This window comes from Actinomycetospora sp. NBRC 106378 (genome assembly GCF_030269685.1).
Lineage (GTDB): Bacteria > Actinomycetota > Actinomycetes > Mycobacteriales > Pseudonocardiaceae > Actinomycetospora.
The window spans coordinates 92484-112670 of record NZ_BSTT01000019.1; the positions used below are offsets into that span (position 1 = coordinate 92484).

Below are 20187 nucleotides of genomic sequence, written 5' to 3' on the forward strand. Positions count from 1 at the left end.
CGCGCGCGTTCCCGGCGTGGTCCGTCGGACATCGACGGGTGCGCACGCCACGAGGGGGATTACGCTCGACGGACGATGACGTACCTCGACCACGCGGCCACCACGCCGATGCTTCCCGTGGCCGTCGCCGCGTACACGACGGCGCTCGGCCGCGTCGGCAACCCCTCCTCGCTGCACACGGCGGGCCGCCGCGCCCGCCGGGACGTCGAGGAGGCCCGCGAGACGATCGCCGACGCCGTCGGCGCCCTGCCCACCGAGGTCGTGCTCGCGACCGGTGGCACCGAGGGCGACAACCTCGCCGTCAAGGGCCTCTACTGGGCCCGCCGGGCGCAGGACGCCCGGCGCACCCGGGTGGTCGTGTCGGCCGTGGAGCACCACGCCGTCCTCGACGCCGCGGAGTGGCTCGCCGACCACGAGGGCGCGACGCTCGTGGTCCTGCCGGTCGACGCGGTGGGGCGCGTGACGCCGGAGGTCCTGCGGGCCGAGCTCGCGGCGCACGGCGACGAGACCGCGCTGGTCAGCGTCATGTGGGCGAACAACGAGGTCGGGACCGTCAACGACGTCCGCGGCCTCGCCGAGGTGGCCCACGAGTTCGGCGTGCCGCTGCACACCGACGCCGTGCAGGCCGTCGGGTCCCTCCCCGTCGACTTCGCGGCCTCCGGCGCCGACGCGCTGTCGCTCACCGGGCACAAGCTCGGCGGCCCCGTCGGGGTCGGCGCGCTGCTGCTGCGACGCGACGCGACCTGCGTGCCCCTGCTGCACGGCGGCGGGCAGGAGCGCGACGTCCGCTCGGGCACGCTCGACGTCGCCGGCACCGTGGCGCTCGCCGCCGCCGTCGAGGCCGCCGTCGCCGCGGTCCCGCGGCGCACCGTCGAGCTCGCCGCCCTGCGCGACGACCTCGTGGCCCGGCTGATCGAGGTCGTCCCGGACGCGACGCTGAACGGGGTGCCGCTCGACGCGCCCGCGGTCAACGGCGGGCCCGCCCGCCTCGCCGGCAACGCCCACCTCTCGTTCCCGGGCTGCGAGGGCGACAGCCTGCTCATGTTGCTCGACGCGCACGAGATCGAGTGCTCCACCGGCTCGGCCTGCACCGCCGGGGTCGCGCGCCCCTCCCACGTGCTGCTCGCGATGGGCGTCGACGAGGCCGCCGCCCGCGGCTCGCTGCGGTTCTCCCTCGGGCACTCCTCCACCGCGGCCGACGTCGACGCCGCGGTCGCCGCCATCGGACCCGTCGTCGAGCGCGCGCGCGGCGCCCTCGCCCGCGCGGGCGAGCGGGTGGGGTCCTGACGGTGCGCGGCTCGACCACCCGGTCCGGCTCCGCCCCGCTGCGCGTCCTCGCGGCCATGAGCGGCGGCGTCGACTCCGCGGTCGCCGCAGCTCGCGCGCAGGACGCGGGGCACGACGTCGTCGGCGTCCACCTCGCGCTCTCGGCGAAGCCCGCCACGATGCGCGAGGGCGCCCGCGGCTGCTGCTCGATGGAGGACTCCCGCGACGCCCGCCGGTGCGCGGACGTCCTCGACATCCCGTTCTACGTCTGGGACATGGCCGACCGGTTCCGCGAGGACGTGATCGAACCCTTCGTCGCCGAGTACGCGGCCGGGCGCACCCCGAATCCCTGCCTCCGCTGCAACGAGAAGATCAAGTTCTCGGCCGTGCTCGACCGGGCTCGGGCGCTGGGCTTCGACGCCGTGGCCACCGGTCACTACGCGCGGCTCTCCGACGGCGCGCTGCGCCGGGCGGCCGACCCGGACAAGGACCAGTCCTACGTGCTGGGCGTGCTCACCGCCGACCAGCTGGCCCACGCGATGTTCCCCCTCGGCGACTCGCTCAAGTCCGAGGTGCGCGCCGAGGCCGCCGCCCGGGGCCTGGTCGTCGCCGAGAAGCCCGACAGTCACGACATCTGCTTCATCCCGTCCGGCGACACGCGGGGCTTCCTCGCCGACCGGGTCCCCGACGCACCGGGGGAGCTGGTCGACGCGGTGTCCGGCGCGGTCCTCGGCGGGCACGGCGGCGTGCAGAACTTCACCGTCGGCCAGCGCCACGGCCTCGGCCTCTCGCGGCCGGCCCCCGACGGCCGGCCCCGCTACGTGCTGGGGATCGAGCCGGTGTCCCGGCAGGTGCAGGTGGGCCCGGCGGAGGCGCTCGACGTGACGGCGCTGACCACCGAGCCGCCCGTCTGGCACGGCCCCACGGGGCGGCGCGACGACGTGACCGTGCAGGTCCGCGCGCACGGCGGTCTCGCGCCCGCGTCGGTCGAGGTGCACGACGACGGGCTCGCGGTCACCCTGGGCTCCCCGTTGCGCGGGGTGGCGCCGGGACAGGCGGTCGTCGTCTACGACGGCGACCGGGTGCTCGGTTCGGCCACCATCGCCGCCACGTCCTGACGACAGGTCAGGGGCCGGAGATCCTGTCGCGCCGCGCGAAGCGTTCGCTGAGCGAGCACTTCGCGCGGCCCAACAGGATCTTGGGGCACCCTGGCGCGGGGTGCGGCCGCGAGGCGGGGCGCAACACGATGCTCGCTGGATGCCACGGCCCGACGGCGGGTCCTGTCGCGGCCAGGTGCGTCGGCCCGATCGTCCTGTCGTTGTGAATCACAACGACAAGACGAGGGCCGGTGGGTCGGGGACCACGACAAGGCGTCGGGCTGCCCGGCGCGCGCCGACCCGTCGTCGGGACCCCGGAGCCCTATGATCAGCCGCCATGGGCTTCGAGGCCGAGAACATCCGCGACTGGCTGGGCAAGAAGGTCGTCGACCCGAGCGGGTCGAAGATCGGTGACCTCGAGGCGGTGTACTACGACACCGCCACCGACGAGCCCGCGTTCGTCACCGTGACGACCGGGATGTTCTCCGGCAAGCGGCTGGTCTTCGTGCCGCTGCACGGGGCGACGGTCCACCCCGACCACGTCAAGGTCACGGTGGACAAGGACCTCGCGAAGGAGGCCCCGTCGATCGACACCGACGGGGAGCTGCCGGCGTCGGACGAGCCGGCGATCTTCGAGCACTACGGCATCCCGGCCGCCCCGGGCACCGGCCGGCGGCTGGCGCGGCGCTGACGGACGAGGTCGCCGGTGAGCCTCGCGCGGTGCTGCGCGAGGCGCTGGCGAGCGTCCGGACCCGTCGTCGGGACGACGGCGACCTGGAGCTGACCGGCGACATCGCCCCGGAGCTCGCCGAGACGCTGCTCCGGGCGCTCGCGCGGGTCGGCGACGAGCTCCGCGAGGACGACGTCCGCCGTGGCGAGGAGCCCCGCAGCGGAGGGCGGTTGCAGGCCGATGCCTTCCTCGCCCTCCTGCTGCGGGTCACCGATCAGCCCTGACGGGCCTTCCACTTCGGGTTCAGCTTGTTGATCACCAGGACCTTGCCGTGGCGGCGCACCACGGACGACCCCGGCTTCTGCTTCAACGCCTTCAGCCACGCACGGACCTTCATCGCACTCCTCACCAGCTCGACTTCGTGACGCCGGGCAGGTAGCCGGCGTGGGCGTACTCGCGCAGACGGACGCGCGACAGGCCGAACGCGCGCAGGTGGCCGCGCGGCCGGCCGTCGACCGCGTCCCGGTTGCGCACCCGTGTGGCGCTCGCGTCGCGGGGCTGGCGCGCCAGCTCGGCGACGGCGGCCGCCCGGGCCTCGGTCGACGACGACGGGTGCCGGACGATCTCCTTCAGCTCGGCCCGGCGGGCGGCGAAGCGGGCCACGGTGGTCTTCCGCCGCTCGTTCGCTGCGATCTTGCTGCGCTTCGCCATCAGATCCTCTCCCCGCCCCGGCGCAGCCGCGCCACGACCGACTCGATGCCGTCCCGGTCGACCGTCCTGATCCCCTTCGCCGAGAGCCGCAGGCGCACCCAGCGGTTCTCCGAGGGCAGCCAGTAGCGCTTGGACTGCACGTTGACCTCGAACCAGCGGGTGGTGCGCCGGTGCGAGTGCGACACGTTCTTCCCGGCCGACGGCCTGCGCCCCGTCACCTGGCACGTCCGCGACATCAGCGCGCCGTGGACGTGTAGGGGAGCAGCGCCATCTCGCGCGCCGTCTTGATCGCCGTCGCGACCTGACGCTGCTGCTGGCCGGTCAGCCCCGTGACGCGCCGGGACCGGATCTTGCCGCGGTCGGACACGAAGGTCCGCAGGAGCGCGGTGTCCTTCCAGTCCACCGTGCCGATCCCGCGCGCGTGCAACGGGTTGGCCTTCTTCTTCGGAGGCCGCCCCACACGGGCCGCCCGGCCGGCCATCAGCGCTCCTCGCGGAAGTCGACGTGCTGCCGGACGCGCGGGTCGTACTTGCGCAGCACGAGCCGGTCGGGGTCGTTCCGCCGGTTCTTCCGGGTGACGTACGTCGTCCCGGTGCCGGCCGTGGACCGCATCTTGACGACCGGTCGGAGCTCGTTGCGAGCCATCACTCCTCCTCCGTGTTGGTATCGATTATCATTAACACTAGCCGACCGAGGAGGATTCCCCGATGCAGGACCCGTTGGTGATCGTCTGCGGGGTCGACCGCGACGCCGTGCTCGCCACCGGAGAGGCGGTGGCGACGGCCGACCCGCACACCGTGCTCGTGGCCCATGACCTGCGCAGACTCGGCGAGGGCGTGGTCACCCGCGCCGTCCGTCGCGACGGTCGGTGGACCGTCTCCGCCCTCGAACTGGCCCACGGGTGCGTGTCCTGCACGCTGCGCGAGGACCTGCTGCCGCTGCTGATCGCGCTCGCCGCCGATCCCGACGTCGGGCGGGTCGTCCTGCTGCTCGACCCCGGGATGGAGCCCGAGCCGGTCTGCGAGGCGCTCGCCCACGTCGTTCCCGACGACCGGTCGGGGCCGGTCACCGAGGTCCTCGACCTCGTCGGGGTGGTCGCCGTGCTCGACGGCCCGACCTGGCTCGACGACGCCGGCTCCGAGGAGGCCCTGGCCGACCGCGGCGCCGCCCTGACCGAGGACGACGACCGCACGATCGCCCAGATCGTGGTCGGGCACGCGGAGTTCGCGGACGTCCTCGTCGTCGTCGGGAGCCCGGATCCCTGGGAGCGGGTGCGCCGCGACGCGGTCCTCGCCCGGCTGGCGCCGCAGGCGCGGCGGCTCGACGTGCCCGCGGCGGCCGCGGGCGTCCCGGACGTCACCCCGGTGCTCGGCGAGCTGCACCCGGACGCCCGCCGCGGGGTCCCGGACGACCCGCACGGCCCGCTGCTGCGCGGCCAGCCACCGCTGACCCGCGACGTCGGGGTGTCCCTGCTCCACGTCGGGCTGCGCCGGCCCTTCCACCCGGAGCGGCTGCACGAGGCGTTCGACGTGCTGCTGACCGGCACCGTCCGCGTCCGGGGCCGGGTCTGGGTGGCCTCGCGGCCGGAGCACGCGCTGTGGATCGAGTCGGCCGGCGGCGGACTGCAGATCGGGATGGCGGGCCGCTGGCTCGCGGACTCCCTGGCCTGGGACGACGTCGACGAGCTCCGCCGCGCGTCCGCGTCCCTGCGGTGGGACGACCGCTGGGGTGACCGGGAGCAGCAGCTCGTCGTCCTGGTCCACGACGCGGACCCGGCCGAGATCATCGCCGCCCTCGACCTCGCGGTGCTCACCGACGACGAGCTCGCCGCGGGCGAGGAGGCCTGGCGCGCCTACCCCGACCCGTTCGGCATCAGTCACACCGATCCCTGCGAGGAGCTCGAGGGGCCCGTCGTCGGGAGCGACCAGCAACGAGGAGAGCAGGCATGAAGGACATCCATCCCACCTACGGCCCCGTCGTCGTCCGGGACCAGACCAGCGGCGAGACGTTCCTGACCCGCTCGACCGTCGTCGGGACCCGCACGCTGCCGACGATCACCTGGACCGACGGCGAGACCTACCCCGTGCTCGACGTCGAGATCTCCTCGTCGTCGCACCCGATCTGGACCGGCACCGCCCGCCCGGTCGAGCGCGGTGGCCAGATCGAGAAGTTCAACCGGCGGTACGGCCGCCGGTGAACGGCGTCACGGTGGTCGCCTGCGGGGTGGAGGCCTGCCCGCACGCGGCCGCCTCCCCGCACGACTGCGACGACGCGCTGCGGGCCGCGATCCGCGCGACCCCGCACGGGATCCTCGTGCGGTCGGGGTGCCTGCAGGGCTGCTCGACCGGGACGTCCTCGGCCGGGGCGACCGTCCTGGTGCAGCCCTGCGACGTCCACCGTCGCCCGACCGGCCCGGCGCTCGTGGTCGGCCCGCTGCACGAGGCGGCCGACGTGGCCGAGTGCTGTGCCTGGTTGCGGGCGGGCGCGCCGTCGCCCGCGCCGTCGCACCTGGTCGCGGGAGTGCTCTCCGCCTGATCGCGGCCTCGAGCCCGTCGCACTCGGCGGCCGTCCGGCGATCCCGGCCGTGCCCGGGGAACCCGCCCGTGACCTCGGGTGGAATGGTCCTCCCGTCGACGGATCGGAGAGGACGACGTGCGCATCCTGGTCGTCAACGTCAACACGACCGAGTCGGTCACCGCCGCGATCGCCGCGTCCGCCCGGACCGTCGCCGCGTCCGGGACGGAGATCGTGGGACTCACGCCCCGGTTCGGGGCCGAGTCGGTCGAGGGCAACCTGGAGAGTCATCTCGCCGCGCTCGGGGTCGCCGACGCCGTGCTCCGTTACCCCGGGCCGTACGACGCGGTGATCCAGGCAGGCTACGGCGAGCACGGCCGCGAGGCCCTGCAGGAGATGCTCGACGTCCCCGTCGTCGACATCACCGACGCCGCCGCGAGCACCGCCCAGTTCCTCGGGCACCGCTACTCGGTGGTGACGACGCTCGACCGCACGGTGCCGCTCATCGAGGACCGCCTGCTGCTGGCCGGGCTCGACCGTCGCTGCGCCTCGGTCCGGGCGAGCGGGCTGGAGGTGCTGGCGATCGAGCGCGATCCCGCCGCCGCGATGGCGGCGATCGTCGCGCAGGCGCGGGCGGCCGTCGTCGAGGACCACGCCGAGGTGATCTGTCTGGGCTGCGGGGGCATGGCCGGGCTCGACGAGCAGGTCGCCGCCGCCACCGGGGTGCCGGTGGTCGACGGCGTCACCGCCGCGGTGACGATCGCCGAGTCCCTGGTCCGGCTCGACCTGCGTACCTCGAAGGTGCGCACCTTCGGTCGTCCGCGGCCCAAGCGCATCGACGGCTGGCCCTTCCCGGACGGGGGCCGGGACGGGCCGTGACCGGGGCCCGTGTCCCCGTCGTGGTGCTCAGGCGTGCGGCGCCCGGGTCGGTGCGCCCGAGTCCTCGCCGAACCGCCACGGCTGCCCGGTCGACTCCAGCACGGCCATCCACAGGTCGCCGTGCGGGTCGACCTGGTTGCGGCGGCTGACGGCGAGGCTCATCGGGATGTGCACGAACCGGCGGCGCACCCGGCCGACCACCATCGCGGTCCGCCCGGACATCGCGGCGTGCACCGCGGCGTGCGAGAGCCGGACGGTGTAGACGCTGTCGTACGGGTTCGCCGGGACGCTGCGGATGAGGTAGCTCGGGTCGACGTAGCGCACCGAGGTCTCCTCACCGGCGCTCGCGAAGTGGTCGGTGATGCGTTCGGAGAGCCAGGGGCCGATGTCGGCGAGCTTCGTGTTCCCGGAGGCGTCGGTGCGCCCGACCGCGGGGAGCAGGTCCTGGCCCGCGCCCTCCGCGACCACCACCACCGCGTGGCCGCGAGTGGCGACCCGCTTGCGCAGGTGCTCGAGCAGCCCGGTCTCGCCGTCGAGCTCGAAGGGCACCTCGGGGATGAGCACGGCGTCGGCGTCGGAGCGCACGAGCGCGGCGTAGCAGGCGATGAAGCCGGAGTGGCGGCCCATGAGCTTGACCAGCCCGACCCCGCCCGGGGTGGACTTCGCCTCCACCGTCATCGACCGGATGGCGTCGCTGGCCTCGGCGAACGCCGTCTGGAAGCCGAAGCTCTGGTCGATGAAGGGGATGTCGTTGTCGATGGTCTTCGGGATGCCGACCACGGCGATCCGCAGCCCGCGCTCCCGGATCACGCGGGCGATCTCCATCGCGCCGCGCATCGTGCCGTCCCCGCCGATCACGAACAGCACGTTGAGGTGCATCTGCTCGAGACAGTCGACGATCTCCTCGGGGTCCTGCGGGCCGCGGGAGGTGCCGAGGAACGTGCCGCCGTCGACCGGTGAGTCGCGCACCGACTCCGGCGTCAGCTCGACGACGTCGTGGCCGTAGGAGGAGACGAAGCCCCGGTAGCCGTTGCGGAAGCCGACGACCCGGCGCACGCCGTAGTGGTAGGTCAGCGTGCGGACGAGCCCGGCGACGACGTCGTTCAGGCCCGGGCACAGCCCGCCGCAGGTGACGATGCCGGCGCGGGTCTTCGAGGGGTCGAAGTAGATCTGCCGCCGGGGACCGCAGGGCTCGAGACCGGGCAGGTCCTCCAGCGAGACGCCGCGCGCCCTGATGCCGGCGGCCGTGTCGTCGAGCAGCACCCGGTCGCCGGAGTCGACGTAGTGCTCGGTGGTGCCGCGGCTGGCGTCGAGCAGCGGGGAGAGGGGCGAGGTGATCCGGGCGGGTCCGAGGGTCTCGATGGCGAGGTCGTCGGCCTTGATGTCATCGGCCAGGCCCGCGTCGTCGCCTGCGGTCGCCGTCATCGGTCCTCCGGTCGCGTCGGCCCGTCCTCCGTGACGACGAGATCGGCGCGGGGACGGGTGGTCTCGATCAGACGAGCGTTCGGCTCGTCGACGGCCTCCACCCACGCGACGGCCTCGTCGCGGGACTTCCCGAACCGTACGTGGCGCTCGACCAGGCGCATACGCCGCAGGACCTCGTCGGTCCCGTGGAACCATACCTCGTCGAAGCGGGCGCGCACGGCCCGCCAGGCCGGGTCGTCGACGAGGAGGTAGTTCCCCTCGCTGACCACCAGGCGGCAGGAGGAGGCTACCGGGATCGATCCAGCGATGGGCTGTTCGATCTCCCGGTCGAAGGCCGGGGCGTAGATCGTTCCCGACGGCGGGTCGCTGACGCGCAGCCGGGCCAGGAGGGCGGCGTACCCGCCGGCGTCGAAGGTGTCCGGCGCGCCCTTGCGGTCGCGACGGCCCAGCCGCTCGAGCTCGACGTCGGCGAGGTGGAAGCCGTCCATCGGGACGTGCACGGCCTCGGGCCCGAGCGCCTCGACCAGGGCGAGCGCGAGCGTCGTCTTCCCCGCGCCCGGCGCGCCGGCGATGCCGAGCAGGGCGCGGCGGTCGTCGCGGATCAGCCGCCGTGCCCGGGCGACGAGGTCGTCGACGGTCACGAAGGGAGCACCGTCAGGAGCCGTGCGCGCAGGTCCGCGCCCCGGTCCGCGAACCCCTGCTGGGCCTGCGCGTAGGTCGCCTTGCCGGCGGCCGTCTCGATGCGCACGGGCTCGTAGCCGTGGTCGGCGAGGTCGTAGGGCGAGGCCCGCATGTCGAGCACCCGGACGTCGCGGGCGAGCTCGAAGCAGTCCAGCAGCAGCTCCCCGGGCACGAGCGGGCCGAGCTTCGTCGCCCACTTGTAGAGGTCCATCGTCGCGTGCAGGCAGCCCGGCTGCTCCAGCTCTGCCTGCCGCTCGCGGGTCGGGGTCTCGACGTTGCGGGGCGCGGCCTCGTCGGTGAAGAAGCGGTAGGCGTCGAAGTGCGTGCACCGGATCCGGTGCTGCTCCACGACGGCGTCGGTGCCGTCGGCGCCGAGTCGGAGCGGGACGGGGTGCCGGGTCGCGTCGGCGCGGTAGACCATGGCCCACTCGTGCAGCCCGAAACAGCCGAGGTGCGCCGTGCGGGACGCGGTGGCCCGCAGCAGGCTCCGGACGAACGCGACGGTGGCCGGGCGGATCGTCGTCGGGTCGACGTGCCCGCCGTCGGGGGCGTAGTGCTTCCAGCCCGCCCGGTCGGAGTGCTCCAGGACGACCCCGGGTCCCGGGTGCCAGACGCGCAGGCGGTTCGGCCGCGTCGGGTAGTAGGTGTAGAGGAAGTCCTCGACGGGATGCGTCTCGTGGCGTTCCCGCCGGGCCCGGTGCGCGGCCGTCAGCGCGTCGGCGCGCGCGGCGTGGGCGCCGGCGCGGGCCCGCCAGGTGGGTTCGTCGAGGTGGAGCATCGCGGCTCCAGGGTGCCAGGGGCGAGTGCGGCGGAGTGCGTCACCGGTGGTGCAATCCGCCGCACCGGCCGTCCCACCCGTCGTCGGCGCCGGACGTCAGCGGTGGCCCACGGCCGACACCCGACGTCAGCAGCGCGCCACGCCCGCCGGCCGGCCGCGCTACCCGCCGTCGGGACCGGACCGCCGTCGGCGCCGGAGCAGCAGCACCGTCTCGCGCACCGCCATCCCCGCGCGCCGAGCAGACCGCCGACGACCCCGCTGACCGCACCGACGCCGAGCATCCGTCCGTTGCGGTCCGGCACGGTCCTCCCTGGTACACCTGGCGGGGTGAGCGATCTTCCCGACGACGGGACCGTGCCTGCGGTCGAGGCTCCCGAGGAGCCCCTGCGCCCCGAGGAGCGTGCCACCGGGATCGGGTCGCTGCCCGGTGTCGATCATGACGAGGCGGCCCGGACGGTGGTGGGCGAGCTGCCGGCGTTCCCGCACGTCGCCGAGCTGCCCGACCGGGGGGTCGGTGCGGACATGGTCGGGCGGGCGGCCGCGCTGCTGGTGGACCTGGCTGTCGAGGTGTGGCCGTCGGGCTACCGGGTGAGCTCCCGGCCGGGCGCGCAGCACCGGCGTGGGGTCGACCTGCTCGCGCGGGACGTCGACGCGCTGGACTCGACGATCGGCGAGACCGGGGCGGCGCCCCGCCGGGTGAAGACCCAGGTCGCCGGCCCGTGGACGCTGTGCGCGGGGGTGGAGCTGCGGTCGGGCAACCGGGCGCTCACCGACCGGGGCGCGGTCGCGGAGTTCACCGCGAGCCTCGCCGAGGGGCTGCGCGGGCACGTCGCCGAGCTGGCCCGGCGGACCGGGGCGGACGTCGTCGTGCAGATCGACGAGCCGACGCTGCCCGCGGTGCTCGCGGGCACGCTGTCGACGCCCAGCGGGTACGGCACGGTCCGATCGGTGTCCGGCGCGGACGCGCGGGCGGGTCTCGCGGTCCTCGTCGACGCGGCGCGCGACGCCGGTGCGGTGGCCGTGGTGGCGCACTGCTGCCACCCGACGCCGCCGCTCGCCCTGCTCGGGGCGACCGGGGTGGACGGGCTCGCGGTGGACCTGTCGGCGCTGGACCGCTCCGGCGCGGTGCTGGACGCCGTCGGGGAGCAGTGGGACGCCGGCCGGGAGCTGTGGCTCGGTCTGGTGCCCTCCCGGTCCGAGGGACCGGCGCCGGAGCTCGGCGCGCTGGCCCGGCCGGCGCTCGACCTGGCCGACCGGCTCGGGTTCGACCGGGCCCGGCTGGCCGACCGCGCCGTCGTCACCCCGACCTGCGGGCTCGCGGGGGCCACGCCCGCGTGGGCCCGCACCGCGATGGCGCGGACGGTGGAGCTGGCCGAGGCGTTCGCGGATCCGCCGTCGTCCTGGTGAGACCGGTCCGGGGGAGCCTCCTCCGGATCGGGCGTGGTTGTCGGACCCCTTGGCTACCCTCGGCCCCGTGAGCAGCGAGACCCCTGCCTTGACCTCCCCGGACGTGCCGGCCGACGTGCTGGCGCGGCACAAGGAGCTGGCCGAGCTCGTGGCCGACCACCAGTTCCGCTACTACGTGCTCGACGCGCCGATCGTCACCGACGGCGAGTTCGACGAGCTGTTCGGCGAGCTGCAGCGGCTCGAGGAGCAGTACCCCTCGCTCGTCACGCCCGCGAGCCCCACCCAGCGGGTGGGGGGCGGGTTCTCCACCGACTTCGTCGCGGTGGACCACCTCGAGCGCATGCTCTCGCTGGACAACGCGTTCGAGCCCGAGGAACTGCGCGAGTGGGTGCTGCGAGTGCAGCGGGAGCTGGACTTCCCGACCGAGGAGCTGCAGTACCTCTGCGAGCTCAAGATCGACGGCCTCGCCTGCAACCTGCTCTACGAGAACGGCCATCTCACCCGGGCACTGACGCGGGGGGACGGGCGCACCGGCGAGGACATCACGCTGAACATGCGCACGCTCGCCGACGTGCCCACCGAGCTCACGGGCACCGACGAGTTCCCGGTGCCCGAGCTGCTGGAGGTCCGCGGTGAGGTGTTCTTCCGCGTGGGGGACTTCGAGGAGCTGAACGCCGGGCTCGTGGCGGTCGGCAAGCAGCCGTTCGCGAACCCGCGGAACTCCGCGGCGGGCAGCCTGCGGCAGAAGGACCCGCGGGTCACCGCGACCCGGCCGCTGCGCCTCATCTGCCACGGCCTGGGCAAGCGGCGCGGCTTCACGCCCGAGCGCCAGTCCCAGGCCTACGACGCCCTCGCCGCCTGGGGCCTCCCGGTCTCGACCCACACCCGCGTGCTGCACGGGGTCGACGCGGTCATCGAGCACACCCGGTGGTGGGGCGAGCACCGGCACGACGCCGAGCACGAGATCGACGGCGTGGTGGTGAAGGTCGACGACGTCTCCCTGCAGCGGCGGCTGGGCTCCACCTCGCGCGCGCCGCGGTGGGCGATCGCCTACAAGTACCCGCCGGAGCAGGCCACCACCACGCTGCGGAACATCAGCGTCAACGTCGGGCGCACCGGTCGGGTCACCCCCTTCGCGGAGATGGACCCGGTGCTCGTCGCGGGCTCCACCGTGTCGATGGCGACGCTGCACAACGCGGGCGAGGTCGAGCGCAAGGGCGTGCTCATCGGCGACCGGGTGATCATCCGGAAGGCGGGCGACGTCATCCCCGAGGTGCTCGGGCCGGTCGTCGAGGCGCGCGACGGCAGCGAGCACGCCTTCGTCATGCCCACCCACTGCCCGGAGTGCGGCACCGAGCTGCGCCAGATGCGCGAGGGCGACAAGGACCTCCGCTGCCCCAACTCCCGGTCCTGCCCGGCCCAGCTGCGGGAGCGGCTGTTCCACGTGGCGGGCCGGGGCGCGTTCGACATCGAGGTGCTGGGCTACGAGGCGGCGACGGCGCTGCTGCAGTCGGGCGCGCTGCACGACGAGGGCGACGTCTTCGCGCTGACCGAGGAGCAGCTCGAGCAGGTCCCGCTCTTCCGCACGAAGGCGGGGAACCTGTCGGCGAACGGGCGCAAGCTGCTCGCCAACCTCGAGAGCGCGAAACACCGCCCGCTGTGGAAGGTCCTGGTCGGCCTGTCCATCCGCCACGTGGGGCCCACGGCGGCGCAGGCGCTCGCGCGGCACTTCCGGTCGGTCGAGGCGATCGACGCGGCCTCCGAGGAGGAGCTGGCCGGCGTCGACGGGGTCGGCCCGACGATCGCGGCCGCCGTGCGCGAGTGGTTCGCCGTCGACTGGCACCGCGAGGTCGTCGAGAAGTGGCGGGCCGCCGGGGTGGACCTGGCCGAGGAGGTCGACGAGTCGACCCCGCGCACGCTCGAGGGCCTCTCGATCGTGGTCACCGGCTCGCTGCCGGACTTCTCCCGCGACGAGGCGAAGGAGGCGATCCTGGCCCGCGGTGGTCGTGCGGCGGGCTCGGTGTCGAAGAAGACGGCCTTCGTGGTGGTGGGTGACGAGCCCGGCTCGAAGTACGACAAGGCGGTGGCCGCGAAGGTCCCGATCCTCGACGAGCCGGGTTTCCGTGTGCTGCTCGAGCAGGGTCCGGAGGCGGCGCGGGCGGTGGCCCAGATCGGCGACGGCGAGACGGCGGCGGCTCCCGACGAGCAGGACGGGGAGGGCTAGACGCCCCGGGCACACTGGATGCCGCAGAGTGACCGCCGCTGGGGCGGACGGGTGGCATTGCGGGAAATGCGTGCAGACGCACGTGCAGACGTTGCCGTCGACACCCGAGAGGTTGAAGACTGGACGCACTCGGGTCACTCCGGGCACGGTCGAGAGGGGAGGTGGCGCCACGGTGCTGCAGTGCTGCCCCAACGGCGCCCGCCCCGCCGACGTCTACCCCGCCGTCCCGATGACGCCGCGCCACCTCGCGCGGGACGCCCGGGCCGTCGCGGCCCTCGGGGTCACGAGCTTCCACGTGCACCCCCGCGACGTCGACGGTCAGGAGAGCCTCGACCCGGGCCCCATCGGCGCCGTCGTGTCGGCGATCCGCCAGGCCGCGCCGTCGATGGAGATCGGCGTCACCACGGCCCGCTGGGTCGAGCCGAACCCGTTCAAACGCACCGAGCTCGTGCAGCAGTGGGCCCGCCTGCCCCATCACGCCCGGCCGGACGTCGCCTCGGTGAACGTGCACGAGCGCGGCTGGGAGATCGTGTGCGAGGCGCTCGACTCGGTGGGGATCGGCATCGAGCTCGGCGTGTGGACCACCGGCGACGCGGTGCAGCTCAAGCAGGCCGGCGTCCCCGCCGGCACCGTGCGGGTGCTCGCCGAGGTCACGGTGACCGACCCGGAGACCGCCGTCGCCGAGGCGGTGCGCATCCTCAAGGCCCTCGGCCCGATGCAGGTCCCGATCCTGCTGCACGGCGAGGAGGGCGGCGCCTGGCCGGTGCTCGACTACGCCCGCCGCAACAACCTCGACACCCGCATCGGCTTCGAGGACACCCTCAAGGGCCCGGACGGCACGTGGCTCGCCACCGGCAACGAGGAGCTCGTGCGCTACGCCCTCGGGCAGGCGGTCACCCCGCGCCTCGCCGAACGACGGCGGTCCGGCTGGGGCTCCAACTTCGGCGGGTTCGGCCTGCGCGGGCGGCCCGACCACCGCCGCTGAGTCCGATCGCGGGCGGGATGCTCAGCCCGTCATCGTGGCGACGATGCCCGCCAGGTGCGAGAGACGCGCCAGCTCCGACGGCCGGAACCCGGGACCGCCCGGGCGGCCCACCACGAGCGCCCGGTCGGATCGTCCCAGCGGCGCCGCGGCCAGCTCCGTGTCGAGGTCGGTCCAGGCCGAGGGCACCGACTGCCCGGCGGCCGGGTCGAGCACGGTGGCCTTGACCAGCGGCAGCCACGGCAGCGTCTGTGCCTCGGTCTCCGGAGCCGCGGAACTCGCCGCCACCCGGCGCACCCGGGTACCGCCGTCGCTCCACACGTCCCCGCTCGACGCCTCGACCACGAGCGCCCAGGCCGACCGGAAGATCCGCGGGACGGCGTCGACGAGCAGGGCGATGCCGTCCTCGGGGGCGGCGGCGACGCTCTCCACCAGCTCGAGTTCGCGGGCGGTGTCGAGCGGGCCGAAGAACGGCCGGACCGACTCGACGACCACGTCACGGACCGATTCCGCCGCGGTGATCAGCACGTCGGGCGGCCGGGCCGAGGGCAGGTCGACCACGAGGTCGTCCACCGCCTGCCCCTGATGACGTTCCACCACGTCGACGCTGAGGATGTCCGCGCCCTCGACGCCGAGGGCCGACGCGACCGCGCCGAGGGTGCCCGGCCGGTCGGGGAGCACCACCCGCAGCAGGTAGGTCACGTCGCCTCCGTCCTTCGTCGAGCGTCACCCGGGCGCCCGGGATCGCCTCCGTCGAGGAGCCCGCGGCGACCCGTCGTCGGGCGCGGCGAGTGTGCCAGCCGCGCGGTCCGTGAGCGAGGAGGGCGGGGTCGGGGTGGGCCGCCGTGCGCCGCTCGGCGGGAGGTGGCCCGGTGGCGGTCCCGGCAAACCTCCCCCGGCCGGCCGACGCCTAGACTGGATCGGTACGCCCGCGCCCCCGCGCGCGGGATCGACGATCTCGAGGGGTCGAGCTCCACCGCGCTCCGTCTCCCCACACGGAGGATCATGTCCGACATCACGCGCTCCGACGTCGCGCACCTGGCCCGACTGGCCCGCCTGGCCGTCACCGACGACGAGCTCGACGTGTTCTCCGGTCAGATCGACGCGATCCTCGACACCCTGGGTCGCGTCTCCGACATACCCGACGACGTGCCGCCCACCAGCCACGTCGCCCCGTTGACCAACGTCCTGCGGCCCGACGAGCCCGCTCCGAGCCTGTCCCGCGAGGCGGCACTCGCCGGGGCGCCCGAGGCCGAGGAGGGGCGCTTCCGCGTCCCGCGCATCCTGGGGGAGTCGCAGTGAGCGAGCTGACCCGTCTGTCCGCCGCGGAGATCGCCCGGCGCGTCCAGGCCCGCGAGGTCTCCTCGGTCGAGGTGACCCGGGCCCACCTGGACCGCATCGAGGCCGTCGACGGCGGGCTCAACGCGTTCCTGCACGTGGACCGCGAGGTCGCCCTCGCCGCGGCCGAGGCGGTCGACGCCGAGATCGCCGCCGGCACCGTCCGCGGGCCGCTCGCGGGCGTCCCCGTCGCGATCAAGGACAACGTCGCCACGAGCGACATGCCCACCACGTGCGCCTCGCACATCCTCGACGGCTGGCGCCCGCCCTACGACGCGACGGTCGTGCGCCGTCTGCGCGACGGCGGGCTGGTGCCGCTGGGCAAGACCAACCTCGACGAGTTCGCCATGGGCGGCTCCAACGAGAACTCCGCCTTCGGTCCCGTGCGCAACCCCTGGGACGCCTCCCGGGTGTCCGGCGGGTCCAGCGGCGGCTCGGCGACCGCGACGGCGGCCGGCGAGACCCCGCTCGCGATCGGCTCCGACACGGGCGGCTCCATCCGGCAGCCGGGGGCCTTCACCGGCATCGTCGGGGTCAAGCCGACCTACGGCACGGTGTCGCGCTACGGCCTGGTCGCCTTCTCGTCCTCGCTGGACCAGATCGGCAGCTTCGGGCGCAGCGTGCTCGACGCCGCGCTGCTGCACGAGGTGATCGGCGGGCACGACCCGAACGACCAGACCTCCATCGACGCGCCCCTGCCGCCCGTCGTCGAGGCCGCCTACGCCGGGGCGCGCGGCGACCTCGCCGGGGTCCGGGTCGGGGTCGTGCGGGAGCTCTCGGGCGAGGGCAACCAGCCCGGCGTGCTCGCCGCGTTCACCGACGCGGTGCGGGTGCTCACCGACCTCGGTGCGGACGTCGTCGAGGTCGACTGCCCCTCGTTCACCTACGCCGTGCCGGCCTACTACCTCATCGCGCCGAGCGAGGCGTCGTCGAACCTCGCCCGCTTCGACGCGATGCGCTACGGCCTGCGGATCGGCGACGACGGGTCGCACTCGACCGACGAGGTCATGTCCCTGACCCGCGAGGCCGGCTTCGGCCCCGAGGTCAAGCGCCGCATCATGATCGGCACGCACGCCCTGTCGGCCGGGGCGTACGACGCGCTCTACGGCAAGGCCCAGAAGGCCCGCACGTTGATCGTGCGGGACTTCGCGGCCGCCTTCGAGTACTGCGACGTGCTGGTGTCGCCGACCGTGCCGGTCACCGCCTTCCCGCTCGGGGAACGCGTGGACGACCCGGTCGCGATGTACCTCGCCGACCTGTGCACGATCCCGACGAACCTGGCCGGCAACGCCGCGCTGTCCGTGCCGTGCGGCGTCTCGGCCGACGACGGGCTCCCCGTGGGCCTGCAGATCATGGCTCCGGCCCTCGCCGACGACCGCGCCTACCGGGTCGCGGCCGCCTACGAGCTGGCCCGGGACACGTCGTCGGGAACGCCCTTCGCCGAGACCATCCCGGAGCCCGCCGTCCTGGAGACCACCTCATGACCAGCACCGTCGACGCGGCCCCGTACACCGTCGAGGAGGTCTGCGAGCGCTTCGACCCCGTGATGGGGCTCGAGGTGCACGTGGAGCTCAACACCGCCACCAAGATGTTCTGCGGCTGCCGCAACGAGTTCGGGGCGGAGCCGAACACCCACGTCTGCCCGGTGTGCCTGGGCCTGCCGGGCTCGCTGCCGCGGGTGAACGCCCGCGCGGTCGAGGGGGCGGTGAAGATCGGCCTGGCGCTGAACTGCCAGGTCCGGGAGCGCAGCGGCTTCGCCCGGAAGAACTACTTCTACCCGGACATGCCGAAGAACTTCCAGATCTCCCAGTACGACGACCCGATCGTCTTCGACGGCCACCTCGACGTGCCGCTCGACGACGGCTCGACCTGGCGGGTGGAGATCGAGCGGGCGCACATGGAGGAGGACACCGGCAAGTCGCTGCACATGGGCGGCGCGACGGGTCGCATCCACGGCGCCTCGTACTCCCTGCTCGACTACAACCGGGCGGGCGTGCCGCTCATCGAGATCGTCACCAGGCCGATCCTCGGGGCGGGCACCCGCGCGCCGGAGATCGCCCGGGCCTACGTCTCGGCCCTGCGCGACGTCATCCAGGGCCTCGGCGTCTCCGACGTCCGCATGGACCAGGGCTCGATGCGCTGCGACGCCAACGTCTCGCTCATGCCGAAGGGGGCCACCGAGTTCGGCACCCGCACCGAGACCAAGAACGTCAACTCGCTGCGCTCGGTCGAGCGGGCGGTGCGCTACGAGATGGGTCGGCACGCCGGCGTGCTGCTCTCGGGCGGGACGATCACCCAGGAGACGCGGCACTTCGACGAGCAGTCCGGCACCACGTCCGCCGGCCGCCCGAAGGAGACCTTCGCCGACTACCGGTTCTTCCCCGAGCCCGACCTGGTGCCGATCGAGCCGTCCGCCGCGTGGGTGGAGGAGCTGCGGGCCGGGCTGCCCGAGCGGCCGTGGGAGCGTCGCGCGCGGATCCAGACCGAGTGGGGGATCTCCGACGAGGAGCTCCGCGACCTGGTCAACGCCGGCGCGCTGGACCTGGTCGCCGACACCGTGGAAGCCGGGGCACCGGCCGAGTCGGCCCGCTCGTGGTGGGTCTCCTACCTGACCCAGCAGGCCAACACGGCGGGCGTGGAGCTCGCCGAGCTCGCCATCACCCCGGCCGACGTGGCCCGCGTGATCGCGCTGGTGGCCGAGGGGACGCTGACGAACAAGCTCGCCCGGCAGGTCGTCGACGGTGTCCTCGCCGGTGAGGGCGCCCCCGACGACGTGGTAGCGGGCCGCGGGCTCGCGGTGGTCAGCGACGACTCGGCACTCACCGCCGCGGTCGACGAGGCCCTCGCCGCCCAGCCCGCGATCGCGGAGAAGATCCGGTCCGGGAAGACGAAGGCCGCGGGCGCGATCGTCGGCGCGGTCATGAAGGCGACGCGCGGGCAGGCCGACGCCGCTCGCGTGCAGTCGCTGGTGCTGGAGCGGGTGGCCGCCGGCTCCTGACGGCGTCCTCCCACCGACGGCACTCTCGCGCACGAACGATGCCGCGAGGGTGCCGTTCGTGCGTTCAGGCAAGATCACCGTCCGTGTGGAGCGGTCACACCTGGTGACGGGAACACTCTTTTTACACGGCGACCGTGACCGATCCGTAACCCGATCGGTAGTCGCCCGTTGGAGTCGGCGGAGAACGGTTCGTAGCCGGACTCCAGGTGGGTCAGTGCTTGATCCGCCGACCGGTCGTATCCGTACACCCCGATAGGAGGAGGCCTTCGCATGGGCGCTCATCACGCTCCCCACGCTCCCCACGTGGCGTCCCAGGCTGCCCGCCTCGCCGGCCGCGGCGCCTTCACGGCCGCTGCCGTCGCCGTCGTCGCCGGAGGCACCGCCTCGATGGCGTTCGCGCACGAGGCGCCCACCGTCCACCAGGCGCAGTCCGCGGGCCACGAGGTCCAGGGCAAGCTCACCGACGGTGCCCACCAGTTCACCGAGGCCTCGAAGAAGGTCGACGCCGACTCGCTGAAGAGCCACGGCAGCGATCTGAAGCACCAGGGCTCGGACGTCGCCTCCTCGCTGAAGAGCTCGGCGTCCTCCTCGGTCCTCGCCGACATGGCCACCGACGGCGGCCACGCGCTGAGCAACACCAAGAACGACCTCGAGCACGCCCGGTACAACTGGACGGCCGCCTCGAAGGACGGGCTGACCCCGCACGAGATGTCCGACCAGTTCGGCCTCATGGGCGACGATGTCCAGCACGCCCTGGACAACGGCCGCAACGACGTCGGGCACTGGACCGCGAAGGCGGCGTCGCAGGCGCCGACGCAGTCCTCCCTGCTCTCGTTCGGCTAGTCCTCCACCGACCGCCCCGCGTACCGGCCCTCCCCGATCGGTCCGGAAGCGGGTCGGGAGCCGGGTCTCCCCACCCGGCCCGCGGCGACGTGGACGGCGGGTCCCTCCGACCGACTCCGACCCGGTCGGTGGCCCGTCCGTCCGCACTCGTCCGCTCCCCGAGCCCACGGCCCCGTCGTCCTCCCCGCTGCCCCGGGGTGGAGGCGGGGCCGTGGTGCGTCCGGGGGACGGGGCTCGCCCCGGCCCCGCCGCGAGCTGCTCCTATGTCAAGCGGCAGCGGGGGTTGGGGTGTGTTCGGTCTGTAGGAGCAGGTTGAACACGACGCGGGCGAGGCGTCGTTTGAGGGCGCGGAGGGCGTCGTTGTGTCGGTCGCC

The 20187-nt window shown here is 74.1% G+C and carries 24 protein-coding genes; 15 read left to right on the forward strand and 9 right to left on the reverse strand.

What is annotated here, in order from left to right; translation table 11 throughout:
* Positions 1-75 precede the first annotated feature (75 nt).
* From QSK00_RS27720 to QSK00_RS27735, 4 genes are all read left to right on the forward strand, one after another.
* Positions 76-1287 carry a cysteine desulfurase family protein gene (locus QSK00_RS27720; RefSeq protein ID WP_285596252.1) on the forward strand — a complete coding sequence of 404 codons (1212 nt, stop codon included), beginning with the start codon at positions 76-78 and terminating at the stop codon, positions 1285-1287.
* A 38-nt stretch (positions 1288-1325) separates the two neighbouring features.
* Positions 1326-2384, forward strand: a complete 1059-nt coding sequence (gene mnmA / locus QSK00_RS27725; RefSeq protein ID WP_285596296.1) for a tRNA 2-thiouridine(34) synthase MnmA — start codon at positions 1326-1328, stop codon at positions 2382-2384.
* A 316-nt stretch (positions 2385-2700) separates the two neighbouring features.
* Positions 2701-3054, forward strand: a complete 354-nt coding sequence (locus QSK00_RS27730; RefSeq protein WP_285596254.1) for a PRC-barrel domain-containing protein — start codon at positions 2701-2703, stop codon at positions 3052-3054.
* A gap of 29 nt (positions 3055-3083) precedes the next feature.
* Complete coding sequence (locus QSK00_RS27735) at positions 3084-3317, forward strand: hypothetical protein (RefSeq protein WP_285596256.1); 234 nt, start codon at positions 3084-3086, stop codon at positions 3315-3317.
* Here QSK00_RS27735 and rpmJ read toward each other — a convergent pair.
* From rpmJ to rpmG, 5 genes are read right to left on the reverse strand one after another with little or no spacing between them, the layout of a single operon-like run.
* A complete protein-coding gene (rpmJ, locus tag QSK00_RS27740) occupies positions 3308-3430 on the reverse strand; it encodes a 50S ribosomal protein L36 (protein WP_285596258.1) in 123 nt (40 codons plus the stop codon). The genes QSK00_RS27735 and rpmJ overlap by 10 nt on opposite strands.
* An 8-nt stretch (positions 3431-3438) precedes the next feature.
* Positions 3439-3744, reverse strand: coding sequence for a 30S ribosomal protein S14 (gene rpsN, locus QSK00_RS27745; protein ID WP_285596260.1), 306 nt, complete (start codon positions 3742-3744; stop codon positions 3439-3441).
* Complete coding sequence (rpmB, locus tag QSK00_RS27750) at positions 3744-3980, reverse strand: 50S ribosomal protein L28 (RefSeq protein WP_285596261.1); 237 nt, start codon at positions 3978-3980, stop codon at positions 3744-3746. Before rpmB ends, rpsN begins: the two co-directional genes overlap by 1 nt.
* Entirely contained in the window at positions 3980-4225 is a 246-nt protein-coding gene (gene rpsR / locus QSK00_RS27755; RefSeq protein WP_285596263.1) for a 30S ribosomal protein S18, read from the reverse strand. The genes rpmB and rpsR overlap by 1 nt, the downstream gene beginning before the upstream one ends.
* Positions 4225-4389 carry a 50S ribosomal protein L33 gene (gene rpmG / locus QSK00_RS27760; RefSeq protein WP_285596265.1) on the reverse strand — a complete coding sequence of 55 codons (165 nt, stop codon included), beginning with the start codon at positions 4387-4389 and terminating at the stop codon, positions 4225-4227. Before rpmG ends, rpsR begins: the two co-directional genes overlap by 1 nt.
* A 62-nt stretch (positions 4390-4451) precedes the next feature.
* On the opposite strand from rpmG, the gene mrf reads away from it, so the two are divergent.
* The 4 genes from mrf to QSK00_RS27780 all read left to right on the forward strand — a co-directional run bounded on the left by mrf (position 4452) and on the right by QSK00_RS27780 (position 7137).
* Positions 4452-5693: a ribosome hibernation factor-recruiting GTPase MRF gene (mrf, locus tag QSK00_RS27765; RefSeq protein WP_285596266.1), complete on the forward strand. Its 1242-nt coding sequence runs from the start codon at positions 4452-4454 to the stop codon at positions 5691-5693.
* The gene (locus QSK00_RS27770; protein WP_285596269.1) at positions 5690-5941 is read left to right on the forward strand and encodes a type B 50S ribosomal protein L31; all 252 of its coding nucleotides are present in this window, start codon (positions 5690-5692) and stop codon (positions 5939-5941) included. The genes mrf and QSK00_RS27770 overlap by 4 nt, the downstream gene beginning before the upstream one ends.
* A complete protein-coding gene (locus tag QSK00_RS27775; protein WP_285596271.1) occupies positions 5938-6279 on the forward strand; it encodes a hypothetical protein in 342 nt (113 codons plus the stop codon). Before QSK00_RS27770 ends, QSK00_RS27775 begins: the two co-directional genes overlap by 4 nt.
* Before the next feature lie 117 nt (positions 6280-6396).
* Positions 6397-7137: an aspartate/glutamate racemase family protein gene (locus QSK00_RS27780; RefSeq protein WP_285596273.1), complete on the forward strand. Its 741-nt coding sequence runs from the start codon at positions 6397-6399 to the stop codon at positions 7135-7137.
* 27 nt (positions 7138-7164) lie between these two features.
* On the opposite strand, the gene QSK00_RS27785 is transcribed toward QSK00_RS27780, so the two are convergent.
* Genes QSK00_RS27785 through QSK00_RS27795 form a run of 3 tightly spaced genes read right to left on the reverse strand, consistent with a single transcriptional unit; the run spans position 7165 to position 10021 of the window.
* Complete coding sequence (locus tag QSK00_RS27785; protein ID WP_285596275.1) at positions 7165-8562, reverse strand: ATP-dependent 6-phosphofructokinase; 1398 nt, start codon at positions 8560-8562, stop codon at positions 7165-7167.
* A complete protein-coding gene (locus tag QSK00_RS27790) occupies positions 8559-9203 on the reverse strand; it encodes a nucleoside/nucleotide kinase family protein (RefSeq protein WP_285596277.1) in 645 nt (214 codons plus the stop codon). The genes QSK00_RS27785 and QSK00_RS27790 overlap by 4 nt, the downstream gene beginning before the upstream one ends.
* Positions 9200-10021 (reverse strand): 3-methyladenine DNA glycosylase, encoded by an 822-nt coding sequence (locus QSK00_RS27795; protein WP_285596278.1) that lies wholly within the window; start codon positions 10019-10021, stop codon positions 9200-9202. The genes QSK00_RS27790 and QSK00_RS27795 overlap by 4 nt, the downstream gene beginning before the upstream one ends.
* 327 nt (positions 10022-10348) lie before the next feature.
* Between QSK00_RS27795 and QSK00_RS27800 the strand changes: the two genes are divergently transcribed.
* From QSK00_RS27800 to QSK00_RS27810, 3 genes are all read left to right on the forward strand, one after another.
* Positions 10349-11428: a uroporphyrinogen decarboxylase/cobalamine-independent methonine synthase family protein gene (locus QSK00_RS27800; protein WP_502872087.1), complete on the forward strand. Its 1080-nt coding sequence runs from the start codon at positions 10349-10351 to the stop codon at positions 11426-11428.
* Between the two features lie 67 nt (positions 11429-11495).
* Positions 11496-13652: an NAD-dependent DNA ligase LigA gene (gene ligA / locus QSK00_RS27805; RefSeq protein WP_285596280.1), complete on the forward strand. Its 2157-nt coding sequence runs from the start codon at positions 11496-11498 to the stop codon at positions 13650-13652.
* 172 nt (positions 13653-13824) lie between these two features.
* Entirely contained in the window at positions 13825-14637 is an 813-nt protein-coding gene (locus tag QSK00_RS27810) for a 3-keto-5-aminohexanoate cleavage protein (RefSeq protein ID WP_285596281.1), read from the forward strand.
* Between the two features lie 21 nt (positions 14638-14658).
* Here QSK00_RS27810 and QSK00_RS27815 read toward each other — a convergent pair whose 3' ends face one another.
* Entirely contained in the window at positions 14659-15336 is a 678-nt protein-coding gene (locus QSK00_RS27815) for an ACT domain-containing protein (protein WP_285596283.1), read from the reverse strand.
* A 303-nt stretch (positions 15337-15639) separates the two neighbouring features.
* Between QSK00_RS27815 and gatC the strand changes: the two genes are divergently transcribed.
* The 4 genes from gatC to QSK00_RS27835 all read left to right on the forward strand — a co-directional run bounded on the left by gatC (position 15640) and on the right by QSK00_RS27835 (position 19813).
* Positions 15640-15936, forward strand: coding sequence for an Asp-tRNA(Asn)/Glu-tRNA(Gln) amidotransferase subunit GatC (gene gatC, locus QSK00_RS27820; RefSeq protein WP_285596284.1), 297 nt, complete (start codon positions 15640-15642; stop codon positions 15934-15936).
* Positions 15933-17456 carry an Asp-tRNA(Asn)/Glu-tRNA(Gln) amidotransferase subunit GatA gene (gene gatA, locus QSK00_RS27825; protein ID WP_285596285.1) on the forward strand — a complete coding sequence of 508 codons (1524 nt, stop codon included), beginning with the start codon at positions 15933-15935 and terminating at the stop codon, positions 17454-17456. Before gatC ends, gatA begins: the two co-directional genes overlap by 4 nt.
* Complete coding sequence (gatB, locus tag QSK00_RS27830; RefSeq protein WP_285596286.1) at positions 17453-18970, forward strand: Asp-tRNA(Asn)/Glu-tRNA(Gln) amidotransferase subunit GatB; 1518 nt, start codon at positions 17453-17455, stop codon at positions 18968-18970. Before gatA ends, gatB begins: the two co-directional genes overlap by 4 nt.
* Positions 18971-19273: 303 nt before the next feature.
* Positions 19274-19813 (forward strand): hypothetical protein, encoded by a 540-nt coding sequence (locus QSK00_RS27835; RefSeq protein ID WP_285596287.1) that lies wholly within the window; start codon positions 19274-19276, stop codon positions 19811-19813.
* The last annotated feature ends 374 nt before the right edge of the window (positions 19814-20187 follow it).

Bases quoted from the DNA above. Each gene is read 5' to 3' on its own strand.
- QSK00_RS27720 (WP_285596252.1), top strand. From the start codon at position 76: ATGACGTACCTCGACCACGCGGCCACCACGCCGATGCTTCCCGTGGCC.
- QSK00_RS27730 (WP_285596254.1), top strand. From the start codon at position 2,701: ATGGGCTTCGAGGCCGAGAACATCCGCGACTGGCTGGGCAAGAAGGTC.
- rpmJ (WP_285596258.1), bottom strand. From the start codon at position 3,430: ATGAAGGTCCGTGCGTGGCTGAAGGCGTTGAAGCAGAAGCCGGGGTCG.
- rpsN (WP_285596260.1), bottom strand. From the start codon at position 3,744: ATGGCGAAGCGCAGCAAGATCGCAGCGAACGAGCGGCGGAAGACCACC.
- rpmB (WP_285596261.1), bottom strand. From the start codon at position 3,980: ATGTCGCGGACGTGCCAGGTGACGGGGCGCAGGCCGTCGGCCGGGAAG.
- rpsR (WP_285596263.1), bottom strand. From the start codon at position 4,225: ATGGCCGGCCGGGCGGCCCGTGTGGGGCGGCCTCCGAAGAAGAAGGCC.
- rpmG (WP_285596265.1), bottom strand. From the start codon at position 4,389: ATGGCTCGCAACGAGCTCCGACCGGTCGTCAAGATGCGGTCCACGGCC.
- mrf (WP_285596266.1), top strand. From the start codon at position 4,452: ATGCAGGACCCGTTGGTGATCGTCTGCGGGGTCGACCGCGACGCCGTG.
- QSK00_RS27770 (WP_285596269.1), top strand. From the start codon at position 5,690: ATGAAGGACATCCATCCCACCTACGGCCCCGTCGTCGTCCGGGACCAG.
- QSK00_RS27785 (WP_285596275.1), bottom strand. From the start codon at position 8,562: ATGACGGCGACCGCAGGCGACGACGCGGGCCTGGCCGATGACATCAAG.
- QSK00_RS27795 (WP_285596278.1), bottom strand. From the start codon at position 10,021: ATGCTCCACCTCGACGAACCCACCTGGCGGGCCCGCGCCGGCGCCCAC.
- gatC (WP_285596284.1), top strand. From the start codon at position 15,640: ATGTCCGACATCACGCGCTCCGACGTCGCGCACCTGGCCCGACTGGCC.
- gatB (WP_285596286.1), top strand. From the start codon at position 17,453: ATGACCAGCACCGTCGACGCGGCCCCGTACACCGTCGAGGAGGTCTGC.